The organism is Candidatus Dadabacteria bacterium (genome assembly GCA_009840385.1).
GTDB classification, from domain to species: Bacteria; Desulfobacterota_D; UBA1144; order Nemesobacterales; family Nemesobacteraceae; genus Nemesobacter; species Nemesobacter australis.
Genome location: VXNX01000013.1, coordinates 722,287 through 735,220 on the forward strand (window position 1 = coordinate 722,287; position 12,934 = coordinate 735,220).

A 12,934-nucleotide genomic window follows, 5' to 3' on the forward strand; every position below is an offset into this window, starting at 1 on the left:
TTGTCCTCAGAAAAGCGCCAGCTGGCGCGGTTTTTTAAACGCAGTTATGTTCCACCCGTCCTTCTTGAGTCCCTCCGTGAAGCTGTCGCCGAAGTTTCCCCTTATGATCACGTTCTCGGGCCTCGAAACGCCGAGATACTCTGAGATCTCATCGTATCCGAAGTGGTTGCTTAAGGGAAACGCCACCTCGGCCCGCAGAGCCGATCTAATAAACGTTCCGTTTTCCATTGAGCGGCCGCTTATCACCGCAACCTTCTTTCTTTGAAGGTTCTCGATGACCGCTGAGCCCCTGTAGGAAAGAGGGGCTATCATGACATTGTTTTTAAAATGCTTTCTTTTTATGCCCCCATAGGGCGGAATCTTCACCCCGAGTTCTTCATAGAGCCTGAGCGTCTTGGCCATCGCGGGGTGGAGGCTCAATTCAATGTCCCTTTCCCCGAGAAAAATTATCAGGTCCTGTGCTTTTCCCATCGGGTTTAACAGGATTACCGGTATCTTGTCCTCAAACAGCGTCCTGTTTACAAATTCGAATATGGATTCCATTACTACTTCGGGCGGAGGGAAAATGAACTTCGGCGCTCCGTAAGCGCAGTCGACAACCAACGTGTCGCATCTTCTGAGTTCCGCGTAACCCGCAGTGGCGGTATTTTTAAGCTTGAAACCGCCCGCGTAAACGATTCTCTTCCCGTCTTTTTCGACGACTACCTGCGCCGCCCCGAGCATCTGTCCCGATGGGATAAGCTCAATCGAGTAGCTGCCCAGAGTGAAAGGTTTTCCGTAAGGGGAAGAAAGAGCCGCGGAGTCTTTAATTTTTTTCCCCAGAAGCTTTATCGTTTCGGGCGTAGCTATGATTTTTTCGCTTCGGGGAAGTTTGTTGAAGTTTGCGCTTGAAACAAAAGAAAGCGGCACGGCCCGTTTTGAGTCAAAGTATATATCGGTGCCGGAAAGCTTTATTTCAGAGCTAGAATTGATCTCCAGCATACGGAAGAAAATTTACTTTAGTTTCTTCTTCATAACAAGCGATCCGTCCCGGCCTCGCAGACTTCATGGATCAATTGCTTGGCGGCGGCCGATAACGTGCTCGGCCTGAAATCAGATTGCCTGAAGACAAATATCTCGGGACAAAAAACGGCCGAGGTCACCGGTTTTCCCGGTCGTTATTTGAAAGCGGAAAGGTCTTTTCGCCACGGAAGACTTACGGGTCAAATTATCATGGCCGCAACCCAGAGGGGTTTACACGCAGTTTTGTTTTGTTTAGTACTTGACAGTCCTTTTGTTTTTTTGTTTTAATTGGAAAATAAATTCTATAGGTGACCCGGCGAGAGCATGGGTTCCTAGAGTTTAACCTGACTGAATCAATAAGGAGGATATAATGAAAATCTTAATGAGAAACACAGCTTTTAAGACCGCGATGCTTGCGGGCCTTTTTTCATGTTTGCTGGCACTTGCTGTTGTCTTTTTCGGTACTGCGGATTTTGTGCATGCCACCCATGACGAAGAACCTAGTATAACGGCGGATCAAGTAGAAACCGAAGCGCAGCTTGAACAGTTTGTAAAAGAGGCGGTCGATGCCTATTACATAGACTTTATCATGAAGCATCACTGTGACTTTACCGGTCATACAATTACTGTTCCGGGATTTGGCACGTTTGATGGGCAAACGATTAATGCCCTTCTTCCAGGCCTTCCTACGTCCCAGATAAAGGGTTTCATACCTCAATTTTCTAGTATAGCCTTAGAGGATGTTTGCGACCTTGAACAACCTTTCCATGAGGTGTTTGGTAGAGCAGACGGATATTGGAAGTCGGGCTCCATATACCTTTTTATTATGAATGATCAAGGAGAGATGCTTTATCATGGAACAGAGCCAAGTGTTGAGGGCACTACTCTGGATGCCAGGGACGCGGACGGAAGAGATGTCCTTGAGGAAATTACTGACGAGATAGAGACTCCCAGTAACGCCGGCATTGTTCGGTATTGCTGGGATGATCCGACCGTAATGAATGACGACAACCGCGATGAGAATGGAAACCGCATTGCAGGAGAGGCCCCTGGTGACTCCTGGAAAACTAGCTACGTTGTGGATCCCTTTGAGTACTTGGGAATAAACCCACCCATGGGTTCTCCGGGTGTTATTTTCGGTTCCGGTATTTATCCGAAAACAGGTGCCCCGCCTTCGGGATGCCGAATAGTTACGGATGACGAGCCTGAGCCAATGGAGCCTGAACCCATGGAACCCGAGCCAATGGAGCCTGAACCCATGGAACCCGAGCCAATGGAGCCTGAACCCATGGAGCCTGAGCCAATGGAGCCTGAGGAGGTCACTTCTGTTAGCGGAGGAGGTTGTGCAATTGCGGCGGGAAGCAGCAGTACTCCTCGGAATAATGCGTTCAACCTGCTGTTGATAGTGTCTGCATTGCTTTTTACCGTATCTTTCGGAGGCCGTGCAGTGAGCAGACGGAACGACATTCGGTCTTAGTTTTTAGAGATGTTTTTTGACTAAGGCACCTCCGCAGAGCGGATTGGTGTTTTAGCTTAGACAATTAAAGGGGGAGCGTCGCTTGACGCCCCCCTTTTTTTGATCAGTTCACCTCTATTTTCTTTGAAGGTTCATCCTGCTTTCTCGGTAGCGTGAGGTGCAGGACGCCGTCTTTGTACTCGGCTTTTATGTTTTCTCTGTCTATGTTGTCGTCAAGAAAAAAACTTCTCTCAAACGCTCCGTAGGATCTCTCGACCCTGAGATATCCTTCCTTTTCGGTCTTGTTCTCAAGCTTTTTTTCTCCCTTTATCATAAGCCGGTTGTCCTTTACGTCTATGTCGAGGTCTTCCCTGCTTACCCCGGGCAATTCCGCCGATAAAACGAAATTGTTTCCGTCGTCAAAGATATCAACTCTCGGACTCCGGCCACTCTCCGCCGCATCGGAATCAAAAACCCTTGGGAAGACGCTTGCGAAATTACGAAAGACGTTAGCCGGCTCCCACAGATTTACCGCATATTTCATTGTTTTTACCTCTGTTTAAATGGATTTTTTATCCCCGTTTTCCCTTCCACAGTTCCATATTAATCATCATCCGGGGCCACTCAAGGAAGAAATTTTTTATTTTCTCCGGGTTGTATTTCCCGCCAAATAATGGTTTGTTTGATTACGGGAGAACCATTCATGGCGAGACTACAGGGCGGATACTTGGTTTCCAAAGCTCTTTACGACCTGGGAGTGAGGGATGTCTTTACCTTGGGAGGGGGACACATAAACCCTGTTTACAGGGCCTGCACGGATCTCGGCATAAGGCTTGTCGACACCCACCATGAGCAGGGAGCCGCAATGGCGGCGGATGCCTACGGAAGACTCAGAAGAGTGCCGGGGATATGCCTTGTGACGGCGGGCCCCGGTCTCACAAACGCCCTTACGGGTGTTTCGGGTTCCTACCTTGCCAATTCTCCAATGATGCTGATTTCGGGACGTTCGGGGATCGAGGAGAACGACAGAATGTCCCTTCAGGAAATAGACCAGGAAGCGATCGTAAGACCCGTTACGAAGTGGGCTAGGACGGTTTACGAAGTCGGAAGACTCGAAGAGTACGTCTCGGCCGCCTACGGAGCCGCAATCTCTGCCAGGCCGGGGCCCGTGTACCTTGGAATGTCCTACGAGGTTCTCTATCCGAGCTGCGACGAGAGGGAAGCTTCCCCTGCGAGGGCTCCCGTTCCCGATACGGACTGCGAACCGCCTGAGCGCAAGATATCGGAGTTTTTCCGGTTGCTTTCCGCCTCGAAAAGGCCCGTTGTGGTTGTCGGAAGCGGCGGGTGGTATTCTGGGGCCGAGCAAAGTATTTTGGAATTCGCAGAAAGACTCGGGGCGCCTTTTTTCACGCTTAACATGGGAAGAGGCATCCTGCCGGACAACCACAAATGTTGCTTCGGGGCCGCTTCCCCGGCAAGTCCCGGGGGATTCAGGGAAATAAGCGCGAATACGGACCTTGTAATCCTCCTCGGCATAAGGCTCAGCATCTATGCCGGGTTCGGAAACACCATAAACCCTAATGCCAAAACGGTACAGGTGGATATTAACCCAGAGGAAATAGGAAGGAACCGCCCGGCCGATCTCGGGGTCGTCTGCGATCTCGATTCTTTTCTCGCAAAGGCTAATCTCTACGCACGGGAAAACAAGGCAAGTCTCAATTTCAGTTCCTGGATGAAGGAGGCCCGCTCCGCAAGGTCCCGCGCCCGCGCGGCGTTTCGCCGGACCGTTTCCAAATCGAAAGGAATCCACCCGGCCGCGGTAGCAAAAACTGTTTCTGACTACCTTGGGGGAGAAGGGGTAATCGCGGTTGATGGCGGGGACTGCCAGTCATGGACCGACCTTTCATCCGAAGTGAGAAAACCTGGACATTACTTAAAGGGAGGCCCGCTCGGGTGCATGGGCGTCGGAGTTCCTTTCGCCCTCGGGGCAAAGGTGGCCTTTCCCGAAAAGCCCGTGGCTCTTGTGACCGGGGACGGAGCCGTGGCCATGAACTTCATGGAGATGGAAACCGCCGTGAGACACTCCATCCCGTTTGTAGCTGTGGTCTGCAACGATTCCGCGTGGGGAATGACCAAGCACCAGATAGAGATAACCTATCCGGATGCGGGAGCGACCCAGGGCGTGGATCTCGGTTTTGTGGATTTTCACGAAATAATAAAAGCGATGGGCGGGTACGGAGAGAAGATAGAAAACATAAAAGACCTGACCCCAGCATTGGAAAGGGCCTTTTCTTCGGGGCTTCCGGCGGTTCTTAACGTGAGAACAGATCCGGACGCTGTGAGCGGCGCCACGCGTGTGATCACGGAGATGATGATGAGGGCGATGGACTGAAGCCGTTTTTACCTTCAGTCGTTTTTTAACACGGCCAGAAAAGCTTCCTGCGGTATCTCCACCCTGCCTACCTGCTTCATCCTCTTTTTTCCCTCTTTCTGTTTTTCAAGAAGCTTCCTTTTCCTGGTGACGTCTCCACCGTAGCACTTGGAGGTAACGTCTTTTCTCATCGCCTTTACCGATTCGCGGGCTATCACCCGGCTTCCGATCGTCGCCTGTATGACCACCTCGTAGAGCTGGCGGGGAATTAGCGAGCGGAGCTTCACTATAAGTTCCCTCCCCCTCTCGTATGCCTTGTCCTTGTGGGAAATTATCGAGAGCGCGTCAACCGGGTTTCCGTTAACGAGGATATCAAGCTTTATGAGGTTCGAGTCCTTGTATCCCGCGGGTTCGTAGTCCATCGAGGCATACCCCTTGGTGACGGATTTTAGAGTGTCGTAGAAATCGTAGACTATTTCCGCAAGCGGGAGTTCGTACTCGATTATGGCCCTGTTTTCGGTCACGTAGCTCAGATTTTTCTGTATTCCCCTTCTTTTTTCACAAAGCTCGAATATCTGTCCAAGATAGTCCGAAGGGGTATGAACGGACACGAACACGTAAGGTTCCTGGAGTCGGGCGGAACGGTCTCCGGTCGGAAGTTCGCTGGGGTTGTCGACATACACTTCCCTTCCTCCCGGATAAATGGCCCTGTAAATGACCGTGGGGGCGGTCGTTATGAGATTTACTTCGAATTCCCTCTCCACTCTCTCCCGCACGATCTCCATATGGAGAAGTCCAAGAAAACCGCAGCGGAATCCGAATCCGAGCGCAAGCGATGTCTCCGGTTCGTAAACGAGAGACGAGTCATTTAGCTTGAGTTTTTCGAGTCCCTCTTTCAGTTTGTCGTAATCTCCCGTGTCGATCGGGTAGAGTCCGCTGAAGACCATGGGCTTTATGACCTTGAATCCTTCAAGGGGCTTTTCAGTGGGGGAATCGGCCGCCGTTATTGTGTCCCCGACCCCCGCTTCGCCGATTTCCTTTATCGAGGCAGTTATGAATCCGACCTGTCCCGCTCCTAGCTGCTCAAGTTCCGTTGCCTGCGGAGCGAACGTGCCTATTTTCCTGACTTCGTATTTCTTGCCGGTTGCCATTAGCTTGATGTTCATGCCGAGTCTTACGGTTCCTTCGTATATCCTTACCAGCATCACGACGCCTTGGTACGAATCGAACCAGCTGTCGAATATGAGCGCCTTGAGCCTTGAGTCCTCGGGGCTTTTCGGGGGTGGTATGAGCGCCACGATCGATTCCAGTATTTCCTTAGTGCCGGTTCCTTCCTTGGCACTTGCCAAAACGGCATCTTCTGTGGAGATTCCGACTATGTCCTCTATCTCTTTTTTCACCCTGTCGGGTTCTGCGGAAGGCAGGTCTATTTTGTTTACGACGGGGACGAGTTCAAGCCCGGAGTCGGCGGCCAGATAGGCGTGGGCAAGCGTCTGGGCCTCAACTCCCTGGGAGGCGTCAACGACCAGTAGAGCTCCCTCGCACGCTATCAGGCTTCGCGACACTTCATAGCTGAAATCGACGTGCCCGGGAGTGTCTATAAGGTTGAATTCGTATGTTCTGCCGTCGTCAGCCTTGTACTTGAGCCTGACCGCCTGAGCTTTTATCGTTATTCCCCTTTCCCTCTCTATCTCCATGTTGTCCAGGAACTGCTCGGTTTTCTCGCGTTCGCTTAGGGTGCCGGTGAACTCAAGGAGCCTGTCGGCGAGAGTTGACTTGCCGTGATCGACGTGGGCTATTATAGAGAAATTTCGAATTAGGTCTGTTTCCATGATCAGGCTGAAAGTATAAAGCAATGTACTTATGTTTCAAACGCCGGAAAAACCCATTGCGCCTGAATGAAATCCGATCGTCCGCACTTGCTCCGCGATGGTCTTTCTTAGGATTTGTAAAGAACGGTAATTACTCCTAGATTTTTTGTTTTCCCGTAGATATTAGGGGTTTAAACTATGCTGTGTTCTGTGTTATAATCGGAAATCTGCATTGTTTGAGTTATGGAGGATCAAGATGAAGAAAGGAATTATTACAGGGCTTACAGCGTTGCTTTTCGCGGCTTTGTTAAGTCCCTTGGCGCAGTCTTACGAACTTGAAAAGCTGGTGGTGCTCGGCAGCCGTTTTCAGGAACGCAGCGTTTCGGATTCACCGGTTCCGGTTGATGTCATAACCGAAGAGGAAATTGTCGCCACCGGACAGACCGAGGTAGGCAGGGTTATTCAGGAACTCATACCGTCTTTTAACTTTTCAAGCTCAACCATAAGCGACGGAACGGACGCTCTCCGTCCCGCTACGCTTCGGGGCTTGGGACCTGATCAGGTCCTGGTGCTGGTTAACGGAAAGCGCCGCCACAAAAGCGCCCTTATACATGTAAACACATCCGTCGGACGTGGTACGGCGGGCGTTGACATGAACACAATTCCGGTAAGTGCGATAAAGAGAATCGAAGTTCTGAGGGACGGTTCTTCAGCCCAGTATGGCTCAGACGCTATCTCCGGCGTTATAAACATAATCCTTAAGGATGGCTACGATGGTAAGGTCGCGGCATCTGTGGGACAACTTTACGAAGGAGACGGAGAAACCGTGGTCGCGAGCATAAACAAGGGTTTTTCACTTGGCGGCGAAAGCGTCGTGAACGCTACGCTTGAAGTAAGGGACAGAAGTTCCTCCAACAGGGCTGGGGTCATGGGAGATATTCAGTATCCGGGCAGCGAATGTCTTGACGAGAACGGAAATACGGCACCGTGCGGAAGCCTGAGCGGTCCGCGGACGCTTTCGGCCAGTAGCGTGAACGACCCCGAGCGCGCTTTTGACAGGGACAGGTTCCGGGTAGGTGATGCTGACTCCACCCACGTAAGCTTCGTGCTCAACATGAGGGGACCGGTGGATTTTATGGACGGGGAGGTATACAGCTTCTTTGACTTGTCCACAAGGGAAAATGAGAGCGGAGGTTTTTACAGAAGGGCAAATCAGCTTGACAGAAACCCCGCCGGATCAGATTACCCGGATGGTTTTCTTCCTCTTATCAACACCCGTATAAATGATATCGCGTTCGGTGCGGGTTTCGAGGGAAACCTTACCGACAGCGTCAAAATGGACGCGAGTTATGTAGTGGGCGGAAACACTTTTTCCTTCGAAATCACTGATTCCCATAACGCCTCATGGGTCAGGTGTCATACCGGTGAAGCGGAGCAATGTCTCTCCGACGTGGATTACACCGGCTCAATTCCATTGTCTGCCGACGCGGGAGAGTTGAAGCTTTTTCAGCACACCGTGAATCTTGATTTTACGACTCCTTTTACGTTTGGAAATCTCGCTTGGGGAGGTGAGTACAGAAGGGAGGAATATGAAATAGAAGCCGGTGAAGCGTATTCATATGAAGACTACGATGGTCCCGGAGGTAGAGGGTCTCCCGGAATACAGGTGTTTCCCGGTTTCAAACCCAGCAATGAGCTTTCAGAAACGAGGGATGCTTTTTCCGCTTACGCCGACGCGGAATTTGACGTAGGGGAGATGCTGCTTTTAAGTCCTGCGGTGCGCTACGAGAACTACAGCGATTTCGGAAACACCTTTAACGGAAAACTCTCTGCCCGAGCTGCGCTTTCCGATTCTTTTGCCTTGCGCGGTTCTGCGAGCACGGGTTTTAGGGCTCCTTCCATGCAGCAGATTTATTTCAATAACGTCTCGACGCAGTTCAATCTCAATCCGGACACGGGAGAGTTTGATGCATTTGAAGTGGGAACTTTCCGTAATGACAGTGATCTGGCAAGAATGATAGGAATTCCGGAACTTAAAGAAGAAACCTCAAGGAATTTCAGTGCCGGCTTTGTGTTCAATCCCCTTCCTGCTTTGACGATTACAACCGATTTTTACTACATACTTATTGACGACCGCATTATCCTAAGCGGCAGGATTAGCGAGGGCAATGAAGCTATTCCTCAATCGGTAAGGGACAGCATTGGGATACAGCAGGGTCAGTTCTTCATGAATGCAGCGGACACTACAACCAAAGGGGTGGACGTGGTTGCGAGCTTCGATCATTCCTTTGCCGACAATTCCACTTTGAAGATCGTTTTGGCCGGAACGGTAAACGAAACCGAGATCACGGACGTGAATCTTCCGCTTGGCCTTCCCGAGGAGCTTTTTACAGCGCAAGACCGTTCGATCGTGGAAGAGTGGCAGCCTAAAGACCGTTTCTCCCTTTCCGGCTCTTATTCGAAAGGATTCGCTTCCCTGCTGGTTGCTGTTCACCGTTACGGAGAGTATACGGTTCTCGACGGTGGAAAAAGCCAGACTTACGGAGCAAAGTACCTGACCGATGCGAATCTTAGCTTGGACTTGGGTAAAGTCGGAATGTTTAAGATCGGAGCGAACAACCTTTTTGACGTAAAACCCGACAAAAACGAGATCGGCCAGTCAAGAGGCGGTATCATATACGATCACGACGGATCCCCTATAGTGAATTCTCCTGGAGTTTTCACTTATTCCCGACGTTCAGCGCCTTTCGGATTTAACGGCGGTTATTACTACTTGGCTTACGAGTACAGCTTCTGAGAACATTTCAGTTAGACGATATTTTCCTGCCGGGACATAACTTATCCCGGCAGGAATTTCTTCCAATTTCCTCATATCGCGGATGATCTTATTACCATAAGCTTTTCATGGGTCATCTCCCGCATCGTATAAGGAATTCCTCCCGTTCCGATTCCCGAGTGTCCAGCTCCCCGAAAAGGCATCCAGTCGACCCGAAACGCGGTGTGGTCGTTTACAAGCACCGACGCCGCTTTTAATTTCCTTACAGCTTCAAGGGCGCTGTCGATGTTCTTAGTGAACACCGACGCCTGAAACGAGTAGGGGAGACTGTTCGCGAGCTCTATGGCCTCTTCCATTTTTTCGTAAGAGTAGACGGCTATAACGGGTCCGAAGATCTCACTACGCGAGAGTCTGCAGTCTTGCGACGGATTAAGGATTACAGTCGGTTCATAGCAGGTCTTTCCGATTTTTCTGCCTCCGCAAAGAAGCTTCCCGTTTTTCCTCAAGGCCTCTTTTACCCAGGTATGGACTCTTGAGACCTCCCTCGGACTTATGAGAGGGCCTATCTGCGTTTCTTCGCTCATCGGGTCTCCGACTTTTGCCTCAAGGGCGAGTTTTTTTAGTCCTTCGGCGACCTTTTTAACTACCGAACTCTGCGCGAAAACCCTCTGCACGGAAACGCAGACCTGTCCTGCGTGATAGAATCCGCCTTTTGCTAGGAGAGGGAGCATGTCGGCCATGTCGGCGTCGCGCTCAACTATCACGGGAGCCGCACCTCCGTGCTCAAGGGCGCATCTTGCTCCAGGCGCGAGTTTTGACCTCAGATGCCATCCCACTTTCGCGGAGCCTATGAACGTAAGGTAGTCGACCCTTTTGTCGGTGGCCAGCGCTTCCGCGAGCGTATCGTCCACTACAACTGCTCGGGCCCATTGTTCCGGGAGGCCGCTTTCGTAAAGGGCTTCAAGAAGGTTAAGGCAGGAGAGGGGAGTGTTGAGCGCGGGCTTTATGATTACTGGGCAGCCGACGGCCACCGCGGGTATTACCTGGTGAACGGCGAGATTGAAGGGATGGTTAAAGGCTGAGATGGCCACCACAACCCCTATCGGTTCCCTGATGGTAAAGGCCATCCTGTTAAGCGAAGCCGCGTTTGAGCCCATAGGTATTTCCTCTCCCCCCAGGGCAGAAAGGGACTCAATCGCCACCTTTATTCCGTTTATGGCTCTTGTGATCTCGGCTCTGGTATCAATGAGGGGTTTTCCGCCCTCCGCGGCGGCATCCGCTACGATGCGGTCGTAGTTTCTCTCGACAAACAACCTCGTTCGCTCGAGGATCTCTATTCTTTTCGGAAGGGGAATTCTCCCTGACGGGTCATCGGCAAGAGCCCTAGCTGTGGAGAGTGCTTTCTGCATCTCCCTTTTTCCGGTCACGGGAATTTTTCTTATGAGTTTTTCGTCGTAGGCTCCGAGGACATCAAGTGTTTTCGGCATGCTTGTTACCTCCATAGCGCTTCGCGCGGGCGTTTTGTTTTTAGATACCTGATTTTAAGACACTTTACATGGACAGCACGGATGTTTATATTGAGAAACAAGAGGTCATCTTCATGATTATGCGCGGAATATTCTTGATTATCCTTGCGGTTGCGGCGCTTGTTTTTTCGCCGTTTTCGCCTGCGGGAGGCGAGCAGGCTGAGAAGAAGCCGCCCGAAGGGATAATGGGGCTCACAACCGAGCAGTGGAAAAAGAAGCTTTCGCCACTTGAGTACAAAGTGCTCTGGAAAAAAGGCACGGAAGCTCCTTTCTCGGGGGACCTGCTTTACAACAAGGAAAAAGGGGTATACGTGACCGCGGGCTGCGGACAGCCCGTTTTTTCCTCCGAACATAAATATGATTCAAGGACCGGATGGCCGAGTTTCTGGAAGCCCATAAGCGAGGATGCTGTGAGGATAGTTCCCGATAATTCCTTCGGACTCAGACGCTTCGAAGTGGTGTCAAGCAAATGCGGGGAGCACTTGGGGCATGTTTTCAGGGACGGCCCCCCTCCGACCGGACTTAGGTATTGCATAAACTCTGTTGCCTTGGACTTTATTCCCTCTCAATGATGCCGTATCCCCCATGGGTAACAATGTATATAGTTCCCATTTTTAAAGATAATCTTGTTTATCAAGGTTATCCCTGGTACAATCACCGTTTTTTTAAGGAGGAGAAATCATGTTTCAAAAAGCATTAAAAACAGTCATGAAGTATACCCTTCCAGTAGTTGTTTTTTCTTACCGAAAAAACGGTAAAACCGAAAGCCTGATTGCAACTTTTGTAGTTTTAAACGATGAGGGATGGGTTCTAACTGCAAGTCATGTTATAGAACACGCAAGGAGGTTAGAAGATTCCAAACTCTTTGACTCGAGAGTTGCTGAAATTAAACAAAACTCCAAACTCAACAAAAAAGAACAAAAAGAAAAAATTCAAGCTTTAGGTACTCGCCCAAAAAACCCAGTTCAAGAATTTTCAATTTGGTGGGGACACAATGAATGGAAAATCGAAAATTTTTCTGGCAATAGTACAGTAGATTTAGCTGTTGGGAAGATACTTGGTTTTCAGAAAAACCAGATATCAGATTACCCTGTTTTTAAAAATCCAACTGTTAATTTCCACCCAGGAGAAGCTCTCTGTAAATTAGGATTCCCTTTTCACAAGTTCGACGCCGAGTACGAAAAAGAAAACAACAGATTTTTTCTTCCACCTAAAGCATTACCCTTTCCACTTTTTCCAATCGAAGGAATATTTACGCGTGTTATAGAGACAGAACAAAAAGAAAAAAATTCATCCCAAATTCGATTTATAGAAACTTCTTCTCCTGGTTTAAGAGGACAAAGTGGAGGTCCTACTTTTGACGTTGAAGGGAGAATTTGGGCAATACAATCAAGAACAGTTCATTATCCTTTAGATTTTTCACCGGTTCCTCCGGGAGGGGGGAATAAGGAACATCAATTTCTTAATGTTGGCGTAGGAACACACTCAGAAACTGTTATCCAGTTTCTAGACAGTTTAAATATCAGGTATAACTTATCTGAGAATTGACGTTGATAAGGAGAACAGAGATGAAAAACATTAAAGAAATCAAAATTACAGAAACAAAACCAACTATATCCTTGGACGAAGAAAAACCAATAACGGCTTTTGAAGGAAACGAATTCTGGGACTCAGAACTTACTTCACAAGCTGAACAACCGGATGATCTTGTTTTCGAGTTTTCCAATCAAGAACTGGCGAAGAAGTAATTAACGGTCGGTTCTTCCTACTCTTAACCCTTCCTTCCCTCGTTTCTAGCACCACGCCCAGGATCGCTCCAAGAGTGTATAACATAGTATATAGTCCCCTAATTTAATGCTTGACATTGAAGACTCATCTATGATAAAAGCATAATTAGCGGCCCCTGTCTTGGGGCTAGGAACGGTTATGATCTCATAAGGAGGTATGGTTGGTATGGTTCCAATAGAAGCTTTGTTAGGTTACGTATTGCTG

Annotated in this window: 10 protein-coding genes; 6 read left to right on the forward strand and 4 right to left on the reverse strand. The window is 49.6% G+C overall.

The genetic code is table 11. The annotated features are described in order from the left end of the window. Positions 1–6: 6 nt before the first annotated feature. A complete protein-coding gene (locus tag F4X55_07845; GenBank protein ID MYC40900.1) occupies positions 7–981 on the reverse strand; it encodes a hypothetical protein in 975 nt (324 codons plus the stop codon). 391 nt (positions 982–1,372) lie between these two features. Between F4X55_07845 and F4X55_07850 the strand changes: the two genes are divergently transcribed. Beyond that, positions 1,373–2,479 carry a hypothetical protein gene (locus F4X55_07850; protein ID MYC40901.1) on the forward strand — a complete coding sequence of 369 codons (1,107 nt, stop codon included), beginning with the start codon at positions 1,373–1,375 and terminating at the stop codon, positions 2,477–2,479. Positions 2,480–2,582: 103 nt separating this feature from the next. Here F4X55_07850 and F4X55_07855 read toward each other — a convergent pair whose 3' ends face one another. Beyond that, the gene (locus F4X55_07855; GenBank protein ID MYC40902.1) at positions 2,583–3,002 is read right to left on the reverse strand and encodes an Hsp20/alpha crystallin family protein; all 420 of its coding nucleotides are present in this window, start codon (positions 3,000–3,002) and stop codon (positions 2,583–2,585) included. A 129-nt stretch (positions 3,003–3,131) separates the two neighbouring features. Here F4X55_07855 and F4X55_07860 point away from each other — a divergent pair, with 129 nt between their 5' ends. After that, complete coding sequence (locus F4X55_07860) at positions 3,132–4,850, forward strand: thiamine pyrophosphate-binding protein (protein ID MYC40903.1); 1,719 nt, start codon at positions 3,132–3,134, stop codon at positions 4,848–4,850. A 14-nt stretch (positions 4,851–4,864) separates the two neighbouring features. Here the strand turns inward: F4X55_07860 and lepA are convergent, their stop codons facing one another. Next, complete coding sequence (gene lepA / locus F4X55_07865; protein MYC40904.1) at positions 4,865–6,661, reverse strand: elongation factor 4; 1,797 nt, start codon at positions 6,659–6,661, stop codon at positions 4,865–4,867. Positions 6,662–6,896: 235 nt separating this feature from the next. On the opposite strand from lepA, the gene F4X55_07870 reads away from it, so the two are divergent. Beyond that, positions 6,897–9,437 (forward strand): TonB-dependent receptor, encoded by a 2,541-nt coding sequence (locus F4X55_07870; GenBank protein MYC40905.1) that lies wholly within the window; start codon positions 6,897–6,899, stop codon positions 9,435–9,437. A 71-nt stretch (positions 9,438–9,508) separates the two neighbouring features. Here the strand turns inward: F4X55_07870 and F4X55_07875 are convergent, their stop codons facing one another. After that, positions 9,509–10,903, reverse strand: coding sequence for an aldehyde dehydrogenase family protein (locus F4X55_07875; protein MYC40906.1), 1,395 nt, complete (start codon positions 10,901–10,903; stop codon positions 9,509–9,511). Between the two features lie 119 nt (positions 10,904–11,022). On the opposite strand from F4X55_07875, the gene msrB reads away from it, so the two are divergent. The 3 genes from msrB (at position 11,023) to F4X55_07890 (ending at position 12,690) form a co-directional block, all read left to right on the forward strand. Next, positions 11,023–11,514: a peptide-methionine (R)-S-oxide reductase MsrB gene (gene msrB / locus F4X55_07880; GenBank protein MYC40907.1), complete on the forward strand. Its 492-nt coding sequence runs from the start codon at positions 11,023–11,025 to the stop codon at positions 11,512–11,514. 109 nt (positions 11,515–11,623) lie between these two features. After that, positions 11,624–12,490: a trypsin-like peptidase domain-containing protein gene (locus F4X55_07885; protein ID MYC40908.1), complete on the forward strand. Its 867-nt coding sequence runs from the start codon at positions 11,624–11,626 to the stop codon at positions 12,488–12,490. Positions 12,491–12,510: 20 nt separating this feature from the next. Then, on the forward strand, positions 12,511–12,690 hold the full coding sequence (locus F4X55_07890) for a hypothetical protein (GenBank protein ID MYC40909.1): 180 nt from the start codon (positions 12,511–12,513) through the stop codon (positions 12,688–12,690). Positions 12,691–12,934 lie beyond the last annotated feature (244 nt).